This is a genomic window from Candidatus Manganitrophaceae bacterium (assembly GCA_016200325.1).
Classification (GTDB): Bacteria; Nitrospirota; Nitrospiria; order SBBL01; family Manganitrophaceae; genus Manganitrophus.
Window position 1 is genome coordinate 395,069 of sequence record JACQEZ010000019.1, and the last position, 20,182, is coordinate 415,250.

The window sequence follows — 20,182 nt, forward strand, 5'->3', positions numbered from 1 at the left end:
AGGATGGTAGCGGCGGAGGGCTTCGAACCCCCGACACGCGGATTATGATTCCGCTGCTCTACCAACTGAGCTACGCCGCCATGTTTTGATTTTAGGAGATAACCGGTTCGTTTATATCATTTTTTCATTAGAGACGTCAATCGGGAAGCATCTCAAGTGCGGAATGCGGGATAAGAAAGCACTCAGCGATCAGCTCTCAGCAGTCAGCTTAAGCATGAAATCTTTAGGCTGATGGCTGACGGCTTTTTCCCTTTTTTCACTCCTCAATCCGAAATCCGCATTCCGCAATTGCGCTTCACCCCTGAAACGGGTAGTCGGTCTTCATCGCTCGCCGAACCGTCCGCATCGTCTCCTGCGCGACCGCGCGGGCGCGACGTGTTCCCTCCTTCAGAATTTCATCGACCGCTTTTTCGTTTTGATCGTAGTGGGCGCGCCGCTCCCGGATTGGGTCGAGAAAAGTATTCAGCGCTTTGGCCAGCTTCTTCTTCACCTCCACGTCGCCGACCTTTCCCTCGACGTAACGGGCTTTCAAGTCGGCGATCTCGGCGGCGTCCGGGTTAAAGGCGTCATGATAGACGAAGACCGGATTGCCTTCAATGTGTCCCGGATCGGTCGCGCGAAGCCGGGTCGGATCGGTGTACATCCGCATCACTTTTGCCTCGACCGTTTTAGCATCGTCGGCCAGATAGATCGCATTGCCCAAGCTCTTGCTCATCTTCGCCTGGCCGTCGATCCCGGGGAGGCGGGCAAACTCTCCCACTCTCGCCTGCGGCTCGACCAACACCGGCGCGTCGGGCGCATAGAGGATGTTAAAGCGGCGGACGATTTCGACCGTCTGCTCGATCATCGGGAGCTGATCCTTGCCGACCGGAACAAGGTCGGCATTGAAGATCGTAATGTCGGCGGCCTGATGCACCGGATAGACCAAAAACCCCGCCGGCAGGTTCTGCTCGAATCCTTTCTGCTGCATTTCGTCTTTCACCGTCGGATTGCGCTGCAGCCGGGCGACGGTGACGAGGTTGAGATAATAGATCGCGAGTTCGGCGATCTCCGGAATCATCGACTGGATCAGGATCGTGCTTTTCGCCGGATCGATCCCGACCGCCAGGTAATCTTTGGTCACCTCTCGGATATTCTGCTGTAGAATCTCCGGATGCTCGAAATGGTCGGTCAGCGCCTGAACGTCGGCGATCAAGATATAGGTCTCATATTCCTCCTGAAGCTTCACCCGGTTGATGAGCGAGCCGACGTAATGTCCGAGATGAAGCCGGCCGGTCGGCCGATCTCCGGTCAATATCCGCTTTCGTAGGTTCATCCTTCCTCCGTTAACTTCTTTGCCTTCAACCCCGGGCCCCCCGCCACCTCTCTCGCCTGGTGGATCCCCTCCCAAACGATCTCCGCCAACAGCGGGTGGGCGCCGAAGTACTCCGCCACACGGACCGAAAGCCCCGGATGGCGTTCCTTGAGTTTCTCCATTTTTAGATAAACCCCTTGTAAAATCCGCCCCGTGAAGAGAAAACAGGGGAAGACGACGATCGACCGTTTCCCCATCGCCGCACACTGATCGAACGCATCGGACAGGGAAGGCCAGGCGATCTCGGCGAAACAGGAGAGGAGCTGCACGCCGGGGAACGCCGGCCGGAGCTTGGCCGCAAAACGCTCCACCGCCTCGATCCGTCCCGGCTCGCTCCCGCCGTTGGCCACCAGCAGCAAGGCGCTCCGCCCCCCCTCCGAAGCGAGCGGCCCGATCCGAAGCCGTGCCAGCTCCAGCAGCTTCGGATGCCGGTGCATCGCTTCGCCGAAATGGATCGGGACCTCACGGTGACGCCCTCGCGCCTCCGTCAGCAGGCGGGGAAGATCGTTCAGCATATGCCGGCCGGGGAAGAGGAACAGCGGATAGGTCCAGATCCGCTTCGCCCCCTCCGCCACCGCCGCATCGATCGCCTCGGAGATCGACGGCGCCGTCAACTCCAAATAGCCGGCCTTCACCCTCGGAAAACCGGAATGCGCCTTGAAGAGGTTAATAAACCGCTCGAATTCTTCGATCGCAGCGACATCCCGGCTGCCGTGCCCCAGAAGAATGATCGTCTCTTCTCTCGGATCCGGTCTGGTCTCTCCACCGATCACGCCGCTCGGCTCTCCTTGAGATGAGCCATCCCGGCCCCTTCATCAAGGGCGCGCTCCGCGCGCCGTCCTCCCTCTGAAAAATCGGAGACCGCTCCCGACGCCACCAAGCCGGCGGCGGCGGCCAACACCGTCCACTCCCGCGCCGGACCGGCCGCCCGGCCGGAGAGGATCCTCTCGATCAGATCGGCCTGTGCCGCAGCATCTCCCCCCGGGATATCGGCCCGGCGCGCCGGGGCCTTTCCGATCTGGGACGGCGAGATCGAAACGGGCTTCTCCTCCCCGTCCACCATCAAATAGCCCTTCGTCTCGGCCGCGATCGACGGCTCCGGACCCCCCTCCACCCCCCGGATGATCAAGACCCGGCGGCTGCCGAACCGCCGGAGGGCCGACAAGGTCTTTTCGAAATAAGGGGGATGCGAGATTCCGATGAGGTGGCAGCCCGATTCGGCCGGATCGACTATTCGTGCAACCGCATTAAAAAGGGTCCGGACCCCGAGCTCGTTTCGCAAAAGCTGAAAGCGGTGAAGCGGCGGATTGAACCGGGCCACGTCGAGATAAAGAAAGCCGTGCCGCTCGAGGATCGTCGCCCCCTCCTGCGGGGTAAAATCGATGCAGATCCCGAGCGCCCGCAACACCTCCGCCGCGCCGATCCGCCCCGGCGTCTCCGAAAAACCATGAAGCAGCACCGGACGCCCGCACGCGGCGATCAGAAAGGCGGCCGGAATCACCGCATGAAAGAAGCTCTTCTTTCCGGCATAGACCGGGATATCCAAGGGGGATACTCCGGGGCGGAGCATCATCGGCTTATTGTAGCTCCGGCAGACCTCGGTGAAGGCGCGCATCTCGTCGTCGGTCTCTCCTTTTACCCGCATCGCCACCAGCAGCCCGCCCGCCTGAGCCGGGGTCGCCTCTCCGGAGAGGAGGAGCTGGGCCGCCTCGCGCGCCTCTTCATACGTCAGGTCTTGCGCCGCCTTCTCGCCGGCTCCCACTTTGTGGACCCACTCCGGCATTCGATTCATCGATCCATCCTCTCTTAATGCAACCGCCTGTATTATGGAGGGGGCGCGAGGAGGTGTCAAGAGGTGGGAGGGATAAAAATGAGAATCCGAAAAGGGATATCAGGATGAAAATACCTCCGTCGAAGAACGGACGGCGGCGCCCCCGACGCGCGGGCGGCGGTGTGCGCGAGCGGCGGGGTAATCGTCCCTTGCAATCGAAACGGGAAACCAGTATCCTCATTTTCATATCTCGCACATTTCGCCCTATTCACGAGGGGACCCATGGAAGAAAAATCGACCTTAGAATTGATTCCGGGGCATAAAACATCGGTGGTTCTCGCCGCTCCGGACCGGCCGACCGCGCAGGCGGTCCTCCTCTGCCACGGCTTCATGTCGGGGAAGGAGAGCGGAACCAACCGGACCCTCACCCCCCGCCTGCTCTCAAAGAAAATCGCCGCCTGCCGGTTCGACCTTTTTGGTCACGGCGAAAGCGACGGCCCCTTCGCGCGGCTGACCTTGACCCATTGTTTAGACCAGACCGAAGCGATGCTCGGCTGGCTGCGGGAGAAGGGCTACAGCCAGATCGCCCTCGTCGGATCGAGCTTCGGCGGTTTGATCGCCATCCACACCGCCGCGAAACATCCGGAGTTCTTCTCCGTCGCCTTCAAATGTCCCGTCTCGGATTACCCGCCGATCTGGCAGACACACCTCGGCGAGACCGGCATGAACCACTGGAAAGAGAGCGGACTCCTCGCCATCGCCACCCCGAACGGAAAGGCTCGGCTGGAATATTCGTTCTATGAAGACCTCTTGAAGTACAACACCTACCGCGCGGCGGCTCTGATCCAAAGCCCGACCTTGGTCATCCATGGAGAGGCCGACGAATATGTCCCCTTCGACCAGAGCCTTCGCCTCTTCGACACGCTCCGCTTGGTCAACGACCAACGGGAGATGGAAGCGATCGCCGGCGCCAACCATGAGTTCTCCAACCCGGAAGACTTTGAGAAGATGATCACCCGAATCGAACGGTGGATCGTCGATCATGCCCGATAAACGCGCCCCCGAATCGTCCCCGCCAGGGTGAACCTCTCCCCGGCGCACATGAATTCTTGACATGAAGATGCCGGAAAACTATACTGGGCCCATGTTGAACCTCCTCCTTCCCTTTTCACATCGCAAATCGCGACGCCGGTGGCGGACCGTCGGCATCACGCTGCTCCTTCTCTATTTCCTTCTCTTCTCCATCTTCTCCTTGTTTCATGCATACGCCGCCAATGAGCTCGACGGTGCGCACGGCTGCAGCATCGGCCAGTGGATCCACCTCGGCCTGCAAGCCGCGCTCTTCTTTTTTCTCGTTGTGCTTTCCACGCTGCTTTTCGACATCGACAGAAGCCCTGCGCTTCTGCTGGTAAAAACCCTCCTCTGGAGCGATCCCTTCAAACGGGGTCCGCCACGCCTCTCCCTCTCGACCTGCTAATCGTTTTTCAAAGCAGTTCATTTACAATCCGGCGCCTCCTGCCTAAAAGGGGAGGAGAGCGGCTCGGACTTGTCTTTGAACCTCTGGAGGAGGGCACTTCATGCGTTTCACTTTCCTTGTCATTCTCCTCTCTCTCATCGCTTTGGACCTCTCTCAGGTCAGTGCTGAGGAGCAGGACGCGGATCAACGCCAAAAGGGCGATCCGACTCAACAAGAATTAAAAGAGCTGAAAGACCAAGTCCATTCTCTGAAGAGTGAAGTCAACGAACTCCGAGGTCAGATGGAGAGCGCCGCTTCTCTGTCGGCGCAAAAACCGGCCCCGTTCCAAGGAAGAGGGGCGGCGGGTTCCTCCCTGATGAATCCGAAGATTTCATTGGACGGCCTCTTCGCCGCAGCAGCCTCTTCGGAGCCCGATCTTCAAAACATCGAGACCGGGGGACACGATCCGAACCAACGGGGCGTCACCGTTCAAAATGTCGAGCTGACGCTCAGCTCGGCGGTCGATCCCTATTTCACCGGGAATGCGAACATCGTTTATCAACTCGACCGAAATGGGGAGAGCTTCGTAGAACTGGAAGAGGCCTATCTCACCACCACCTCCCTTCCGTGGAACCTTCAGGTCAAAGCGGGACAGTTCTTCAGCCCATTCGGACGGCTGAACCCGACCCATCCGCATGCCTGGGATTTTGCCGATCAGCCCTTGGTCAACGGCCGCTTCCTCGGACCCGATGGGCTACGGGGACCCGGTATTCAGATCTCCTACCTCTTTCCCCTTCCGATCTATTCCGAAGCAATCGTCGCGGTTCAAAACGGCACCGGCGAGACCGGCTTCAGCTTTAGAAACAGGCCGGGCGACGTTCTTTTCGGGCGAACCCTGGTTGATCGCCCGGTCGCGCATCTCACCGACCTTCTTATTATTCCGAGGCTGGTCGGCTCGGCCGACCTGACCGACACGCAAACCATCGTCCTCGGGATCTCCGGCGCTTTTGGTCCGAACGCCAGCGGCACCGATACCCGAACGTCGATTGTCGGCGCTGATTTTTTCTACAAGTGGAAGCCGTTGCGCGCCGAATCGGGCTGGCCGTTCGTCGCTTGGCAGACGGAGGTGATGGCGCGCCGGTATGAAGCCGGTCCGGTCGACGACCCCTCCGCTCCGCTTCCGAAGCAAATACTGCGCGACCGGGGAGGGTATACCCAGCTCCTCTGGGGATTCAAACGGCAGTGGGTCGCCGGTTTTAGGCTCGACTATGTCGCCGGAGCCGGAGGCGATCCGGCGCTCGATCCTTTGCGCGATCGCCGGTTTCGTGTTTCTCCCGATGTCTCATTTTATCCGAGCGAGTTCTCGAAGTGGCGGCTGCAGTACAACCGGGATGAAATTCAAAGCCGGGACAAAGTCGTTCACTCCGTTTTTCTCCAATGGGAGTTCTTAATCGGCGAGCATGGGGCCCACAAATTTTAGGAGTATTTAAAATGAAAAAACGATCATCCCGCAGGGTCACCCTATCGATCAGCTTCCTCTCGGTCCTTCTCTTCGCTTTCGGGGCGGAGGCAAAAACAAAGATCGTCACGACGACCCCCGATTTCGCCGCCGTCGCCAGAGAAATCGGCGGAGACCGGGTCGAGGTCTCCAGTCTGGCAAAGGGAATACAAGATCCCCATTTTATTGACGCCAAACCGAGCTTTATCCGTCTGCTCAATCAGGCCGATCTCTTGATCGACGGCGGGGCCGATCTGGAGGTCGGCTGGCTCCCCCCGCTCTTGGAGAATTCACGAAACGGGAAAATCCAAACCGGCGCCCCCGGCCGGATCGTCGCCGCCACCGGCGTGAACCTCCTGCAGATTCCGACCCGGCCGGTCGAACGCTCCCAGGGGGACGTTCATCCTTTGGGAAATCCGCATTACATGCTCGACCCGGAAAACGGAAAGGTCGTCGGGGAGCAGGTCGCCGCCACCCTCTGCCGCCTCGACAGCCGCTCGTGCGATCAATACCGGAAAAATCAGACTGCGTTCAATCAACATCTCGATCAGAAAATGACCAAGTGGATGGAGAAGCTCGCTCCCTATCGCGGAACGAAGATTATCACCTACCATGACAGCTGGCCCTACTTTGCGGAGCGATTCGGCTTGATTGTCGTCGGCCATGTCGAACCGAAGCCGGGAATTCCCCCCTCCCCGGGACATCTGGAAGCGCTGGTCGATCTGATCACGCGGGAGAAGCCCAAAGTCATCCTCATGGAGCCTTACTTCAGCGAGCAGGCGCCGAGGTTCCTGGCGCAGAAAACCGGCATTCCGGTGTTGGTCCTTCCTCCTTCGGTCGCGCCGGAGGCGGGGATCAACAGCTACTTTGACTTATTCGATCAGGATATCGACCGACTGGCCGACACATTGATGAAAGCAGAGAAGAAGCCATGATCGGCGGAAGGGGCGGCGTCGGTGCCGGCGCGCCTTCCATCCGCGAGAATCGCCTCGGCAGAGAGCCATCGATTCTGATCGACAGTTTCACCCAATCGTCTATAATAGTGAGGTAGCGCGCCTGCCTCGACCGATCTCTATTTGTATATTAAGGAATACAGGGTGATCTCTTTTCTCCTTTGGCCTTTTGTTGTCTCTCTCATTTTGACCGGGATTCATACCTATCTCGGCATCCATGTCATTCGACGCGGGGTCATCTTCGTCGATCTCGCCTTGGCGCAAATGGCGGCGCTCGGCGCAACGCTGGCGGTTCTTTTCGGTCACGACCTCCATGACCCCGCCGCCTACTGGGCCTCTCTGGGGATGACCTTTATCGGCGCCGCCTTCTTCTCCCTTTCCCGCTCCCGAAAGGAGCGGGTCCCGCAAGAGGCGATCATTGGGATTACCTATGCCGTCTCGGCCGCCGCCGCGATCATCGTCCTGGACCGCGCCCCCGGCGGTGCAGAACATATCCGCGCCCTTCTCGTCGGTGATATACTCACAGTGACTCCGGCGCAGGTCATGAAAACAGCCCTCCTTTATAGCGCGGTCGGCCTCTTCCACTGGATTTTACGACAGCCCTTTCTCCTCGTCTCATTCCATCCCGAGGAGGCGATCCACAAAGGGTACCGGCTGCGCCTTTGGGATTTTTTATTCTATATGACGTTTGGAATCGTGGTGACGAGCTCGGTCTCGCTCGCCGGCGTGCTGCTGGTCTTTGCTTATCTCATTGTCCCGGCGGTTATCTCGATTCTCTTTGCGGAAACGATTGCTCAGCGACTCTGGATCGGCTGGGGACTCGGAATTGCAGCAAGTCTCCTCGGAATCGCGGCGTCGGTCACATTCGATTTGCCGACGGGGGCGTCGATCGTCTGCGCATTCGGGCTTCTCCTGGCCCTTTCGGTCGGGACGAGAGGCGCATACGGCCGCTTCCTGAATGAGGACGACCGTTAAACCATTTTACGTTTAGATAGAGGGAGGGAAGCAGTGATGAAACGGAACGTTCTATTTTTGATATTGGGTACCTTACTCTTTCTCGCCGTCGCTTCTCCCGCCGGGGCGGTGAAGCCTCGGCCGCCGCTCGGGCTTTTCCTTCAGCAGGGAGAAGCTTCGGAAGGGGGGATCCCCATTGCGCTCGTCGCCACGGCCAACGTCGATGTCGGACGGGTGGAGCTTTCGATCGAGCTTCCCCCCGGCCTCTCTTTAACGACGGAGGCGCCGACCTGGGAAGGGCCGCTCAAAAAAGGGGAGACGCATCGGATCGAATTCGTCCTCCAAAACCCGGGGGGCAACACGCCGCGCAAGGTGACCGGAAAGGCGATCGTCCACCTCGATCCTTCCGGCACGTTCGTTGAGAGAAGCACCCTTATCCTCAATGGGGCACAGGGCCAGACGCCGTCGCCGCCCCCTTCCGTTAAAAGAAAACAAGGAAAAGAGAGCATCCTCGAATATAAAGGAGAGTAATCTCATGCACATTCAGATTCGTTTTCGAATTCTACTCGGTTTCGCGCTGCTCCTCTCCGCCTGCGGGGGAGGCAAGGGGGGAAGCGGCGGCGGCGCGATTGCGCAAATTGAGGTCACCCCCCAGCAGGCGAATCTCTCCCCCGGCCAAACAATACAGTTCTCCGCGACCGCGCGGAACGCTTCCGGAAACACGATCGGCGACGTCACCTTCTCCTGGCAATCGCTCGATCCGAATATTGCGACGATCGATTCCAATGGGCTTGCCACCGGCCGGGGCGTCGGGGTCGCCACGATCGTCGCCGCTTCCGGAACATTCACCGGGAACGCTGACCTCGGGGTGGTCAATGCCGCCCGGGGCGCGTCGAACCTGACCCTCTCCGGCACGGCCCAATATGAAGACAAGCCGTTCGACCAGAACGGCTTTACCGGTGCGCGCACTCCGACCCCGATTCGCGGCGCCGTCGTGAACCTGATCGCCATCGACGGTTTTGCCACGCTCGCCACCGGCGCCACCGGCCAGGATGGAACCTTCTCTTTTTCCGGACTCGACAACTCCGCGCGGCGGGGGGGAATTTATCTCCAGGTCCTCTCCATGACCGATCCAAGCAGCGCGACCAAGATCGAGATCCGGAACAATCCGGACGAGCGCGCCCTTTTCGGCGTCTCTTCCGCGTCGATGGACGACGGCGCCGGAAGCGCCTTTACCGGCGTTCAGATCCTCGCCTCCGCCGCGTCCCGGATCGGCGGGGCGTTCAACAGCCTCGATGTTTTTTCAAAAGCAAGCGAATTAATCCAGAGCGCCGGCCCTTGCAATCGCCCGAACCATCCCCCGACCGCCTCCCCCTGCGTTCCGCCGCTGCTGACCGCCTATTGGGAGCCGGGGGGGTCCACCGGCACCTTTTACGACAACCAACAAAACGTCATCTATATCTTAGGCGGGGGAACCTCGGACAAGGACACCGACGAATATGACGACTCGGTGATCGCGCATGAGTACGGCCACTTCGCTGTCGCCCAGTTCTCTCACGACAACTCTCCCGGCGGCTCGCATGTCATCACCGACAATGCGCAAGATATCCGGCTGAGCTTCTCCGAAGGGTGGGGAAATTTCTTCTCCAGCGCCGCCCGCAACAACCCGCTCTATGTCGACACCTTCGGCCAGAGCGTTTTTTCCTTCGAGCTCGAAGGGCTCACCTCTCCTCAGCTGTTGGCCCCTCCGACCCTTCCGACCCTCGCCGTCTACGACACCCATGAGCTCTCCAACGCCAAAGTCCTCTGGGATATCTTTGATGCCCCCGCAAACGATGACGATCCCCTTCAACTCGGCTTCACCCCGGTCTGGCAGACGATCCTTCAGCTCCCTCCCCTCTCGCCGGCGACGATGGAGTTTTTCTGGCTGACGTTTAAAGGGCTCGATCCGGGCGATGCACCCGGTTTGCAGTCGATTCTGCAAGCGCGCAAAATCGAGTTCACGGCCGACCCGGCCCCCTCGGCCTTAATGCCCGATGGGGCGGCGCAACATCACACCCTTTATAAGAGCGACACCGATCCGACGGCGGATGAAGATGTTATTCCGCTCAATGGCCTGACCCTCAATCAGCACTACACAGTGGAGACACTGAATTTGACCAACGCCGCCGATACCTTCTTGGTGATCACCGATGCGTCGGAGAACCCCATTTCCGGATTACAGAACGACAACCGAAATGGCGCCGACGATCAGAGCTGTGATACCGCCACCCCGGTCGGAGACAACGGGCAGAGCGGGAGCGCCTGTCCGCCGAACGACAAGCTGACCCTCTCTTCCGCGATTTCATTTACGGCCCCTGCGGCCACGCTCCATGCACATGTCAAACACTCCCCGATCGCCCCCCCTTCGGCCGGGCTGTTCGGGTCGTACGATATCCAGCTGAAGAGCCCTTAAACTCAACTGGCGAAGAAGACCGGGCCTCGTGCGGGAGGTCCGGTCTTCTCTCTTCGGACCGGCCTCTTTCCAGATCACGGCTTTCCAGATCACCGGCTATCCCGCGACTGGATCGTCCTGATTGGGATCCAATCGATTTCCTTCCACCCGGCAGTGGAAAAGCTTGACAAGAGGAAAAAATCGGTTTATAAAACGGGGCATGTTTCCCCCTCGTTCTAAAAAGATCACCCTGCTTTTTCTTGCCATCTTCTATTTCAGCGCGTTATTTCTCGGAACCCTCTGCTCCTTTGATTCTCCAACCGGCCAGACCCATCATCACGGCCGGACGGTCTCGCATACCGCTTCCTGTCTTCTCGCCTGCGCGAGCAGCAGCGTTGCGGCGCGGCCTCAAAATCTCACCCTGACCCTCTTCCTTCTTTTCATCGGGATGTCGGTCGCCCTGGGGAAGGGTCTCTCCCCTCGATCGATCCCCCTTCGGCTCCAGAGCCGCGCCCCGCCCCTCTCATCGCTCTCCGTGTCAGCGGGCGGCCTGCTTCTTAAGTAAGGCGGCTCTCTCTGGATCACTGCGCCGATTGCCCCGCGCGGGCGATGTCGCGCGCATTCGATTGAATCGAACCGATGAACACCCTGCTTCGGGTTTGGACAAAACAGACGGCGCTTTTCTTCGTGCTGATTTATCTCTTTTCGACCGGGCTGATCACCGTCCGGGCAGAGGGGCATCTTCTCAGCCACGGGGAACATGCGGGCCACGCCAAGCGGCACGCCTCGTTTCTCTGCAGCTGGATCTGCGCCGCGTCGGCCTTCGTCCCGACGGCGGAGCAAGCGCTCGACCACCGGTCGATCCCCACGGCTGAAGATCGGACGGTCGAATCGGAGGAACCGCTTCGACCGCATTCCTTTTTCGCCTACACGATCCGGCCTCCCCCACCCTTTCCCCTCTAATGATTGCTCTTTGATCCCGCCAGGCGCGCGGCCGATACGACACCGCTGCGCCTCGGGCCACCTTATGACCAGAACCGGATGAAAGGAGTTTTCATGCGTCGGATATTTATCTGTAGTGCGTTCCTTGCGCTTCTCATCACCCTGATCCCCTCGCCGGGGGCGAAGCCCGCCCTGGCGAGCTGCGGATCGGCCAATTGTTTTCTCGTGACCGGCACCCAAGAGGGCATCGCGGAGCCGGGCGGCATCACGATGGACTTATCGTATCGCTGGATCCCTCAAGACCAGGTTCACAAAGGAAGCCATTCGTCCGATGTCGCCAGTGTGCCGGCGATCGATTTTGAGAACGGCCTGATCCTTCCGAATCATCACCAGGAGATCCGGACCAACAACGAGCTGATGCAGCTCGATGTCACCGTGGGGGTCACGACAAAATCGGCCCTCACCCTGGCGGTCCCCTTCTTCAACGACCGCCGCCATGAGCACATCGACGACGGCACCTTCAGCAATACCGGCGGGACGAGCGGGTTCGGAGATATCCGGCTGCTCGGGAAATATGCGCTTCTGGTCAGCACCCGCCATCTGCTCGTCGGCGGCGTCGGGATCAAATTCCCGACCGGCGAATACAAGCTGCTCGACCCGGAAGGGGCGATCGGCGAGCCGACGCTGATGCCGGGATCGGGCTCCTGGGATGGGCTGGCGTCGCTCTATTACAGCTATCAGATCCTTCCCCACGAGCTCGATGGATTCGTCTCGACCTCTTATCAATACACGACCGAGAATCCGCTCGACTATCAGCTCGGCAGCACCTGGATCGTCAATGCCGGGGCGAGCTATCGATTGACCGAGAAAATTGTGACCAGCCTTCAGGTAAACGCGCGCCAGGCGCCGCACGATGACTATAAAGGCCAGACCGTCTCAAACACCGGGGGACGGTGGATCTACATCACGCCGGGGGCTCGGGTACAGGCCTCGCCGAACACCGCCCTGTATGCCCACGTGCAATTGCCGATCTATCAATATGTCAACGAGGCGAACCTGGTGCCGCGGTATGGCTTGATCTTCGGGGTGTCGCATGTATTTTAACCTGAAGTTCTTTGGAGGAGACATCATGACGTCGAGAAATAATTTATTAAAATCCTCAATCGTCCTTTCCCTCTTTGTCCTGGCGGCACTCGCCGGCTGCAGCGGCCAATCGGGCCCCCCGGCCGGCCTCTCCAAAACCGGCGCCCCTCCGGGGGTGGAAGCCCGGATCTTCGTCGGGAATACGAACGGAAAGGTGTCGGTCATCGAGCAGGGGAGCGACGGAAATCCAATCGCCGAGACGATCGATCTCTTCTCCAGCGTCGGCGACATGGCGAGCTCAACGCGGAACCACATTTTCGTCAACATGGGAAGCACCAACCAGACCGCCGCACTCGACCCGGTCGGGGCGACGGCCGTCTTCAAAAAATTTATCGCCGTCGGACAACGGCCGGTTCATATCTACCGGGAGTCTCCCGATGGAACCCGGATCTGGGTATTGAACGATGCAGACCCGAGCACCGGGATCGATACCGTCACCTCCGCCTGCAACACGGCCCAAGCCGGATCGGTCTCCGTCATTCAGAACCATGACGAAGGGGGAGATGAAACGGGCAATGCCGGAGAGGTCCTCAAAACAATCTGTATTGGAAAGGGACATCATAAGGCGGCCTTCAGTTACCCGACCTCGGCCGCACCGACCGTTCCCCTCCGCGCGTTCGTCAGCAGCATCAAAGAGGGGACGATTTCAGTGATCGACAACGATCCGGCCTCACCGACCTATCTCACCGTGATAGGGACGATCGACCTCTGCGATTCGGCGGGAGAGGCGGCCCAAGGCAAACCGGCCTGCGACAGCAACCCGGCCACCTCCAACAACGCCGGGCCGCATGGGATGTTCTTCTCCCCGGTCAGCGGAAAGCTCTACAACAACAACGAGTCGTACGGCACGGAGAACGTCATCGACCCGGCCACCCTCGCGATCGAGGCAACCGTGAACATCGGCCCGGCCAGCGCGACCCACATCACCCCGGATGCCCGGTTCATTGTCGTTCGAGGGACCGATACACAATCCGATCCAGCCCGCATCACCGGAAACCTGGCGGTCATCAACGTCGCCGACAACAGCGTTACGATCACGAACCTTCCCGACGTCTCCCCCGGCGACCTTGCTTTTACATCGGATGGAGCGAAGCTTTATGTCGCTTCCGCCGCTTCCGGAAACACCGCTCAGAAGGCAAGTCAGAAGAGCAATGTCGTTCAGGTCTTTGATACCACGGCACTCCCGACGCTGACCCTGATAAAAGAAATCGGGATCGGGTCGACGACCGCCGGGAGGGTGATCGGACTGCAGGAGCACGACGGAACGGCGGAACATCTTTTCGCCACGAACCGGACCGACGGAACGGTGTCGGTGATCGATGCAAAGACCGATACGGCGATCAATACCGTCCAAGTCGGCGGAACGCCGACCAGCCTTCTGGTTTTTTCGATGGAAGGGGATCTTTCGCATTAACAGAGGTTCCAATGCAAAATATGCAAAATAAGCAGATGAAGAATGATCAACAAAAAAAGGGAGGGGCTTCGGCTCCTCCCCATTTCTCTCCCAGAGGAATCGCCCTCTTTGCGACCCTGCTCCTCTTTGGAGGAATCCTCACCGGAATGGGAAGCAAGCCGCCGCAAATCGGCGGGCCGGCGTCGGATTTCCAGGCCATCACGACCGAAGGCCAATCGGTCCGCCTCTCCGACTATCGGGGGAAGGTTCTTCTCCTCACCTTCTGGGCCACCTGGTGCGAGCCGTGCAAGAAGGAACTCCCCGAGATCGAAGCGGCATATGAAAAACACAAAAGAGAGGGGCTCGCGGTTCTGGCGGTCAATTTTGGAGAAAAGAGGGAAGAGGCGGAGACCTTCGCAAAAAAGATGGGCTTTCCCTTTCCGACCCTCGTCGATCGGAAGGTGGCAATTGCCGAACGGTACGGCGTGATCAGTCTGCCGGTCAGTTTCTTTATCGACGCGGACGGGATTATTCGAGAGCGGGTGATCGGCGGGCTCATGACCGAAGCCGGGATCGGCAAAAGCTTCGAACAGATTCGGAAACCGTAAGGCGAATTTCTATTTGGACGAGAGAAGCCGGCTGATCTTCTCCGCCGTCTCCCTCCCCTGGTGGATGCAGTCGGGGAGGCCGACCCCCCGGTAGGCCGCGCCGGCGAGGAAGAACCCCGGATGCTTTGCCGTCTCCTTTTCGACCGCATCGACCCAATCGAGATGGCCGACGTTGTATTGCGGGTTCGCTTTGATCCAGCGGAAGACGCGGGACACGACCGGCGCGGCGTCGATCTTTAAAATCGTCCGGAGTTCCTCTCGGACGGTGGAGATCAGCGCGGCGTCGTCGAGATGAACGAACCCCTCTTGATGCGCTCCCCCGACAAATGACCGGATCAAGATATGCCCTTCCGGCGCGCGGCCGGGGAACTTGGTGGAGGTCCAGGTCATCGCCATGATCTTTCGCTTCTCCCGCCGTGGGATGACCACCCCGAAGCCATTGAGCGGATGCCGGACGTCGGCCTTTCGAAACCCCAGCGAGACGGTCGCCGTTGAGACATATTCATTCTCCCGAAGCCGCTTCGCCAGCGCCGCGTCCCATCCGTCGATCCAATCGGCCGCCGTGTGTGTTTTCGTCGTGATGACCACCGCATCAGCCAGGAGCTGCTCGCCGTCGAGGGAGATCTCATACCGGCCGTCTATTGGGTTGGGTGGATTGGGATGCGGGCGGACGCCGATGACCTTTCGACCAGAGAGCAACGTCACCCGATCGAGTTTCGACCGGACCGCGTCGATCAGGCTGGAGAGCCCCTCGCGAAGGGAAACGAAGAGGCTCCAGTCACTCTTTCTCGGCAGCTTCTTCGCCGCCTCCCACCGCCGCATCCACATCGCCCAGACCAAGCTGCCATGGTCCCGCTCCATCTGAGCGAACTGGGGGAAGGTCGCCCTCAGGCTCAGCTTCTCGGCATCCCCCGCATAGATCCCGGCGAGGATCGGCTCGGCGAATCGGTCGACGGCCTCTTGGCCGAGCCGCCGCCGGACGAACGAAGCGATGCTTTCATCCCCGGCGCCCCCCCTCCGCGGAATCATCAGATCGAGCCCCATGCGCGCCTTGCCGAACGGCGACACCAGCGGCGACCAGAGAAACGGCATCACCCGCCCCGGCACCATCAGGTTGAACCCCTCCGGCATCGGGCAGAGCTTACCGTTCGAAAGAATGAAAATCGCCTTCTCGGTTGGATTCGTCTGAATCAGCCGATCGGTCAGCCCCAACCGATTACAGAGATCGAGGGCCCCCGGCTTTTGCGTGATGAACGAATCGGGCCCCCCTTCCATGACAAATCCATCGACCCGTTCCGTCACCACCTTCCCGCCGAAACGGGGTTCGACTTCGATTAATGTGCAGTCGATCGAGAGCCCCGCCTCCTTGATTTTCTCCTGGAGAAAATAGGCGGTCGCAAGCCCGGTGATCCCACCGCCGATGATGACGACTTTTTTAGAAGCCTGATCCATCTTCCCTTCCAACGCATTGAGGACTTCCGATTGTAACCCAAACCGGCTTTCGTTTCAAACCGGAGATCTCGCCCACTTCAACGCTCGACCGGCTCCTGATAGAGACGGACAAATTCCTCCAGTTCCGTTCAGATCAGAGGCGATCCAATACGCCATACCCGCTTCCTGGCATTTGTGTCCACGGCCCTCGATCTCCAGATTGCGAACCAGATCCAATTCGCCGTCCGGATAACCATGCCGCCCTTTTTCCCGACGTGCTCGTGCATATTCGTCAAACTCGCTTGCTCCATTCCCCCCAATCTCGCTGGAGCTGTTTTTCGTCCACGGACCGGCCGCGATTCGTCTTCTTACAGCGGTTCGACTCGGAATCTTAAATGACCGCCGGCTTGAACCGCAACGGCACTTTCTTCCGTTGCTTAGGGCAGCACGGTCTGTTTTTAGGTAAATCGCTCCTCTGCTTTGCTCCGAACAAAACATCGGCGTGATAAAGGAGGCCCTTTTTTATACCTATTATGTAACCCCAATATGGTATAATTTGCTTCATTCTTCCTTCGGAGAGACGGGATGGGAAAGAACTTCGTTGACGAGATAAACCAAAAAACGATGCGCATGTCGGTCGCTGATTATGCGCTTCTTAAGACGCTCTCTTCTCCCGAGCAGGCCGCCCTCAATGTCTGTATCGACGATGTGAAGGGCAAACCGATTCTCGATCTCGGCGTCGGAGGCGGGCGCACCGTCGAAGCACTCAATGCAATCAGCGCCGACTATGTCGGCATTGACTATGTTGAAGAGATGGTCGCCGTTTGTCGTAAACGATTTCCAGAGGTCCGCTTCAAACATGCGGATGCACGTTCATTGACCGAATTTCAGGATCGCTCCTTTGCCCTGGTTTTTTTTGCTTGTAACGGGGTCAGCATGGTCGATCACATCGGCCGATTGGCCATCTTAAAAGAGATCTATCGTCTCTTAACGCCAGGTGGCTTCTTTATTTTCTCGACCTATAACAGGAAGAATCTGCGCTACAGAGAGTTATTCCAGTTTCCAGCGTTTTCGTTTACAAACAATCCTGTTAAATTGGCGGCAAGATCGGCCCGGTTTTTAATGGATACCGCCGCGCGCGCGATCAATCGGATTCGATTTAAGTCTTATGAAGAACAAAAACCGGAATATGCCATGATCAATGACGTATGCCATAACTATGCAACGATGCTCTATTACATTTCACCCAACGACCAACGAAGACAACTTGAAACAATCGGATTTCTGCCTCATGCCACCGCTTTTGATTTAACCGGAGATCGGGTCACGCGCGAGACGCAAGATGATTCGCTCACCTATATCGCACGCAAGCCATTTTGACACGTGGCGGCGAATTAGGCACGGTCCAGGCGACTTAACCCCTCTCACTGGGCGCTCCGTCCTATCCAAATAGTATCCCGCCCCACAGCCGGGGCGGGATACCCCTCGTTCTAAAACACCTGATCCTAAACAGACACTATCCCGCTCCTAAATAGGCCTTCCTCACCGCATCGTCATGAATCAGCGCCTCACGCCGCCCCTTCAGCGCCACCGGCCGCTCTGCAGAACATACGCGTCGTCTCCCAACGAAAGCGCCCGCCGTGTATTCTGTTCGGATGGGGAACCGGCGCGCTGGAATAATAACGTCCCCGGCGCGCCTCCTAAAAATAATCTTGATTCCTCAAGTGGATTTCCACTACGATTCAGAGTGACCGATCCTCACACCGTCGGTCTGATACGGAAGGTGATCCAAGTCGATCCTCCGTCGATCACACCCATCACTCCACAAAGAGGAAAACCAATGAAAAAATATCTATTCACCCTCTTCGCGGGTGCAGCGCTGATCCTGCTCCAGGCGAGGACCGCCTTGTCCATCGACGACCTCAGTGGCCTACTGGTCCCCCCTCCCGGCTCCGGGCCGGTCAGTCTGGTGGCCCGGCTCTCCGGCTTCTCCGAGGTCCCGGCCCTCTCATCGCCGGGGACCGGCCGATTTACGGCGACGGTCAGCGCCGATCGGACCACCATTCGCTATACCCTCACCTACAGCGGGACGGAATCGGATGTCTTTATGGCCCACATTCATTTCGGGCAGATTTTTGCGAATGGAGGGATTTCGATCTGGTTCTGCGGAAATCCGAGCAGCCCCGTTCCGCCGCCGGCAGGTGTTTCCGTTTCCCCCTGTCCGCTCAGTGGAACCCTCCAGGGGACGATCACCGCGGCCGACGTCATCGGTCCCGCGGGCCAGGGAATCTCAGCGACCCAGTTTGACGAGCTCGTCCGCGCCCTGCTGCGGGGGCTCACCTATGTGAATGTCCACTCCCTCAAATATATTCCCGGGGAGATTCGGGGACAGATCGTGGTTCAACGGTTCGGCTTGCTGAATTAGTATCACCGTCTTACGTGATGAACCGGCCAAGGAGACCGTTCTCTTTGGCCGGTTTTGCGTCATTGGGGTCTCTCCCTCTCCTTCGGGCCGCTTTCCGGCGCGCCGAGGGGGTTCTGCGCTTCACCGGTCGGCAGATCTAACTCGCACAGAGCGGTCTGCCGAATGGGGACGGCCGCCGCGTAAGCGCCGCTTTAGCACAAGGAAAACGGATGCAAAAACAATCAGCAACAGATCGGCCCGATCCAGAAGATTTCCCCCCTCCTGAAGTGGGAAGCGGAGGCTACAGCCCCCTCCCCCTCCTTCCGACGCGGCGGGCGCCGCGCCCCCTTCATCAGTCCCTCCCGATCCATCCGCGACCGGCGAAACAGCGCCGAGGATCGTTTTAGAAACTTCGTCCGAGAAATCACTTTCACCGAAGCGGTCGTAGGCCGTGACCGAAAAGTAGTGGACGCCGGGGGCGATTCCGGAGAAGGTATAATCGGTTTTATCTTCAATTTTAATCGACTCAAAATAGTTCCCGGAGACGGTCCCATGATAGACCCGATAGCCCCTCACAGCCGCCGTGGGACTCGGATCCCAAGAGAGCCGCGCCTCTTCCGCACGGAGCGGCGGGAGAGCGCAAAAAAGGACAAAAAGGATGATTAAACCGGTCCCGGCCAGGGCCCTGGAGAGATCGAGTAAAAAGATCGGGGAGGAGAGCTCTCCGTGATGCTGCTTTCCCCTTCGCATGGGACACCCCTCCCTGGGTGAGTCGCGGAACGGCGATAGACCGTCTCGCGTTGATCTGTATGGGTGTCGATCTGAACAGGAGGAGGAAAGGGGGGACCTGAAAGAACGACCGGAAATAACATTAGAATCATTTGCGCAGTGGACCTCTTAAAATTGCATAAGGAAGCAGGAGGAATCAAGCAAAAAGTAAATTGCTTTTAGGGTCCACCCAGAGGGCCTGGCCATCCGAGATCGGCATTCAATGAACCGGCAGTGGAAACAGGATCATTCTCCAGGTGGGACTCTAGTCAAGCCGATTTCCGCCTCTGCGACGCTTCGATCACAGAGGGCCGACGGAAGCGGATTTGATTTGAGGGGCAAACCTCGGCTTTCAGCAGCCGCTTCATCATTCGAAGGGCCTGCCGATTTTCCTTTTCGCTGTATGAGGCGACGCAATCGGAGGGGATCGTGAGATAAAAATCGCGCAGGTAGGCATCATGGGCGGTAAAGAGGACGCAGTTGTCCCCGGTGAATCCGGTGAGGATTAAGGTTTTAACATGAAGATAGTCGAGGAGGACGCTCAGGGTGGTTGCATAGAAAGCCGAGTTTTTCGGCTTCAAGATAAAATAGTCGTCTTCTTCCGGCTTCAACCGCTCGACGAGAGGGCGTCCGCAGACGTCATCATTCAGACAATGGGAAACCAGCTTCTTGAAGTCCGACCGCCACTTTCCGAAGTTGTCGTTGACATAAACGACCGGGAGACCGGCCCGCTTGGCGCGCTTCTTTAGTTGGGCGATTTTTTCCGCCACCGGCAAGGCCCGCTTGAGCAGAGCGCGCCCTTCTTTAAACTCCAGATCATTGATCACGTCGATCAGCAGCAATGCTACGTCCGCCTTATCGGGGACATTGCCATGTAAATCTTGATTCCTCGCCGGCATCTTACGCTTCCCTCCCTCGGTCGGCCATCGACCGCTTCTTCTCTTCACGGAAGCCGCGTTATTCAAACGTCCTTTCTTATTTTACAATCTATGAAAAGAGCGGCGCAAGAGATCGAGGGGGACGGAATTCGATTGTGATCCCAGCGGGTAATGTGTATACTCCCCCCCTTGAAC

General features: G+C 58.7%; 20 protein-coding genes and 1 tRNA gene. 14 read left to right on the forward strand and 7 right to left on the reverse strand.

Annotated features, from left to right (window positions below; all coding sequences use genetic code 11):
- Positions 1 to 4: 4 nt before the first annotated feature.
- From HY282_16780 to HY282_16795, 4 genes are all read right to left on the reverse strand, one after another.
- Positions 5 to 80: transfer RNA gene (locus HY282_16780), tRNA-Met, on the reverse strand.
- 215 nt (positions 81 to 295) lie between these two features.
- Positions 296 to 1,315, reverse strand: a complete 1,020-nt coding sequence (gene trpS, locus HY282_16785) for a tryptophan--tRNA ligase (GenBank protein ID MBI3805405.1) — start codon at positions 1,313 to 1,315, stop codon at positions 296 to 298.
- Entirely contained in the window at positions 1,312 to 2,127 is an 816-nt protein-coding gene (locus HY282_16790; protein ID MBI3805406.1) for a sirohydrochlorin chelatase, read from the reverse strand. Before HY282_16790 ends, trpS begins: the two co-directional genes overlap by 4 nt.
- Positions 2,124 to 3,146, reverse strand: a complete 1,023-nt coding sequence (locus HY282_16795; GenBank protein ID MBI3805407.1) for a hypothetical protein — start codon at positions 3,144 to 3,146, stop codon at positions 2,124 to 2,126. The genes HY282_16790 and HY282_16795 overlap by 4 nt, the downstream gene beginning before the upstream one ends.
- Positions 3,147 to 3,407: 261 nt before the next feature.
- Between HY282_16795 and HY282_16800 the strand changes: the two genes are divergently transcribed.
- The 12 genes from HY282_16800 to HY282_16855 all read left to right on the forward strand — a co-directional run bounded on the left by HY282_16800 (position 3,408) and on the right by HY282_16855 (position 14,506).
- Positions 3,408 to 4,178, forward strand: coding sequence for an alpha/beta fold hydrolase (locus HY282_16800; protein MBI3805408.1), 771 nt, complete (start codon positions 3,408 to 3,410; stop codon positions 4,176 to 4,178).
- A gap of 91 nt (positions 4,179 to 4,269) precedes the next feature.
- Complete coding sequence (locus HY282_16805; protein ID MBI3805409.1) at positions 4,270 to 4,602, forward strand: hypothetical protein; 333 nt, start codon at positions 4,270 to 4,272, stop codon at positions 4,600 to 4,602.
- Positions 4,603 to 4,702: 100 nt separating this feature from the next.
- Complete coding sequence (locus HY282_16810; protein MBI3805410.1) at positions 4,703 to 6,061, forward strand: hypothetical protein; 1,359 nt, start codon at positions 4,703 to 4,705, stop codon at positions 6,059 to 6,061.
- Between the two features lie 11 nt (positions 6,062 to 6,072).
- Positions 6,073 to 7,014, forward strand: coding sequence for a zinc ABC transporter substrate-binding protein (locus HY282_16815; GenBank protein MBI3805411.1), 942 nt, complete (start codon positions 6,073 to 6,075; stop codon positions 7,012 to 7,014).
- Between the two features lie 162 nt (positions 7,015 to 7,176).
- On the forward strand, positions 7,177 to 8,007 hold the full coding sequence (locus HY282_16820; GenBank protein ID MBI3805412.1) for a metal ABC transporter permease: 831 nt from the start codon (positions 7,177 to 7,179) through the stop codon (positions 8,005 to 8,007).
- 36 nt (positions 8,008 to 8,043) lie between these two features.
- On the forward strand, positions 8,044 to 8,517 hold the full coding sequence (locus HY282_16825) for a hypothetical protein (GenBank protein ID MBI3805413.1): 474 nt from the start codon (positions 8,044 to 8,046) through the stop codon (positions 8,515 to 8,517).
- Positions 8,518 to 8,521: 4 nt separating this feature from the next.
- Positions 8,522 to 10,441 carry an Ig-like domain-containing protein gene (locus HY282_16830; GenBank protein MBI3805414.1) on the forward strand — a complete coding sequence of 640 codons (1,920 nt, stop codon included), beginning with the start codon at positions 8,522 to 8,524 and terminating at the stop codon, positions 10,439 to 10,441.
- Between the two features lie 199 nt (positions 10,442 to 10,640).
- Positions 10,641 to 10,985 carry a hypothetical protein gene (locus HY282_16835; protein ID MBI3805415.1) on the forward strand — a complete coding sequence of 115 codons (345 nt, stop codon included), beginning with the start codon at positions 10,641 to 10,643 and terminating at the stop codon, positions 10,983 to 10,985.
- Between the two features lie 74 nt (positions 10,986 to 11,059).
- The gene (locus tag HY282_16840) at positions 11,060 to 11,383 is read left to right on the forward strand and encodes a hypothetical protein (protein ID MBI3805416.1); all 324 of its coding nucleotides are present in this window, start codon (positions 11,060 to 11,062) and stop codon (positions 11,381 to 11,383) included.
- 93 nt (positions 11,384 to 11,476) lie between these two features.
- On the forward strand, positions 11,477 to 12,466 hold the full coding sequence (locus HY282_16845; GenBank protein MBI3805417.1) for a transporter: 990 nt from the start codon (positions 11,477 to 11,479) through the stop codon (positions 12,464 to 12,466).
- 25 nt (positions 12,467 to 12,491) lie between these two features.
- A complete protein-coding gene (locus HY282_16850; protein ID MBI3805418.1) occupies positions 12,492 to 13,919 on the forward strand; it encodes a YncE family protein in 1,428 nt (475 codons plus the stop codon).
- An 11-nt stretch (positions 13,920 to 13,930) separates the two neighbouring features.
- Positions 13,931 to 14,506 carry a TlpA family protein disulfide reductase gene (locus HY282_16855; protein MBI3805419.1) on the forward strand — a complete coding sequence of 192 codons (576 nt, stop codon included), beginning with the start codon at positions 13,931 to 13,933 and terminating at the stop codon, positions 14,504 to 14,506.
- A gap of 9 nt (positions 14,507 to 14,515) precedes the next feature.
- Here HY282_16855 and hemG read toward each other — a convergent pair whose 3' ends face one another.
- Positions 14,516 to 15,958: a protoporphyrinogen oxidase gene (gene hemG, locus HY282_16860; protein ID MBI3805420.1), complete on the reverse strand. Its 1,443-nt coding sequence runs from the start codon at positions 15,956 to 15,958 to the stop codon at positions 14,516 to 14,518.
- Positions 15,959 to 16,522: 564 nt separating this feature from the next.
- Between hemG and HY282_16865 the strand changes: the two genes are divergently transcribed.
- Both HY282_16865 and HY282_16870 read left to right on the forward strand, forming a co-directional pair.
- Complete coding sequence (locus HY282_16865) at positions 16,523 to 17,317, forward strand: class I SAM-dependent methyltransferase (GenBank protein MBI3805421.1); 795 nt, start codon at positions 16,523 to 16,525, stop codon at positions 17,315 to 17,317.
- A gap of 460 nt (positions 17,318 to 17,777) precedes the next feature.
- Positions 17,778 to 18,362: a CHRD domain-containing protein gene (locus HY282_16870; GenBank protein ID MBI3805422.1), complete on the forward strand. Its 585-nt coding sequence runs from the start codon at positions 17,778 to 17,780 to the stop codon at positions 18,360 to 18,362.
- Between the two features lie 120 nt (positions 18,363 to 18,482).
- On the opposite strand, the gene HY282_16875 is transcribed toward HY282_16870, so the two are convergent.
- Together HY282_16875 and HY282_16880 are read right to left on the reverse strand one after the other, a co-directional pair.
- Positions 18,483 to 19,091, reverse strand: a complete 609-nt coding sequence (locus HY282_16875) for a fibronectin type III domain-containing protein (GenBank protein ID MBI3805423.1) — start codon at positions 19,089 to 19,091, stop codon at positions 18,483 to 18,485.
- 287 nt (positions 19,092 to 19,378) lie between these two features.
- Entirely contained in the window at positions 19,379 to 20,008 is a 630-nt protein-coding gene (locus HY282_16880) for a cysteine hydrolase (protein ID MBI3805424.1), read from the reverse strand.
- Positions 20,009 to 20,182: the final 174 nt, after the last annotated feature.

Excerpts from the sequence above, each read along its gene's own strand:
- hemG (MBI3805420.1), bottom strand. The coding sequence starts at position 15,958 with ATGGATCAGGCTTCTAAAAAAGTCGTCATCATCGGCGGTGGGATCACC.
- HY282_16800 (MBI3805408.1), top strand. The coding sequence starts at position 3,408 with ATGGAAGAAAAATCGACCTTAGAATTGATTCCGGGGCATAAAACATCG.
- HY282_16865 (MBI3805421.1), top strand. The coding sequence starts at position 16,523 with ATGGGAAAGAACTTCGTTGACGAGATAAACCAAAAAACGATGCGCATG.
- HY282_16795 (MBI3805407.1), bottom strand. The coding sequence starts at position 3,146 with ATGAATCGAATGCCGGAGTGGGTCCACAAAGTGGGAGCCGGCGAGAAG.
- HY282_16880 (MBI3805424.1), bottom strand. The coding sequence starts at position 20,008 with ATGCCGGCGAGGAATCAAGATTTACATGGCAATGTCCCCGATAAGGCG.
- HY282_16825 (MBI3805413.1), top strand. The coding sequence starts at position 8,044 with ATGAAACGGAACGTTCTATTTTTGATATTGGGTACCTTACTCTTTCTC.
- HY282_16835 (MBI3805415.1), top strand. The coding sequence starts at position 10,641 with ATGTTTCCCCCTCGTTCTAAAAAGATCACCCTGCTTTTTCTTGCCATC.
- HY282_16840 (MBI3805416.1), top strand. The coding sequence starts at position 11,060 with ATGAACACCCTGCTTCGGGTTTGGACAAAACAGACGGCGCTTTTCTTC.
- HY282_16805 (MBI3805409.1), top strand. The coding sequence starts at position 4,270 with ATGTTGAACCTCCTCCTTCCCTTTTCACATCGCAAATCGCGACGCCGG.
- HY282_16870 (MBI3805422.1), top strand. The coding sequence starts at position 17,778 with ATGAAAAAATATCTATTCACCCTCTTCGCGGGTGCAGCGCTGATCCTG.
- HY282_16830 (MBI3805414.1), top strand. The coding sequence starts at position 8,522 with ATGCACATTCAGATTCGTTTTCGAATTCTACTCGGTTTCGCGCTGCTC.
- HY282_16875 (MBI3805423.1), bottom strand. The coding sequence starts at position 19,091 with ATGCGAAGGGGAAAGCAGCATCACGGAGAGCTCTCCTCCCCGATCTTT.
- HY282_16810 (MBI3805410.1), top strand. The coding sequence starts at position 4,703 with ATGCGTTTCACTTTCCTTGTCATTCTCCTCTCTCTCATCGCTTTGGAC.
- HY282_16855 (MBI3805419.1), top strand. The coding sequence starts at position 13,931 with ATGCAAAATATGCAAAATAAGCAGATGAAGAATGATCAACAAAAAAAG.
- HY282_16845 (MBI3805417.1), top strand. The coding sequence starts at position 11,477 with ATGCGTCGGATATTTATCTGTAGTGCGTTCCTTGCGCTTCTCATCACC.
- HY282_16850 (MBI3805418.1), top strand. The coding sequence starts at position 12,492 with ATGACGTCGAGAAATAATTTATTAAAATCCTCAATCGTCCTTTCCCTC.
- trpS (MBI3805405.1), bottom strand. The coding sequence starts at position 1,315 with ATGAACCTACGAAAGCGGATATTGACCGGAGATCGGCCGACCGGCCGG.
- HY282_16815 (MBI3805411.1), top strand. The coding sequence starts at position 6,073 with ATGAAAAAACGATCATCCCGCAGGGTCACCCTATCGATCAGCTTCCTC.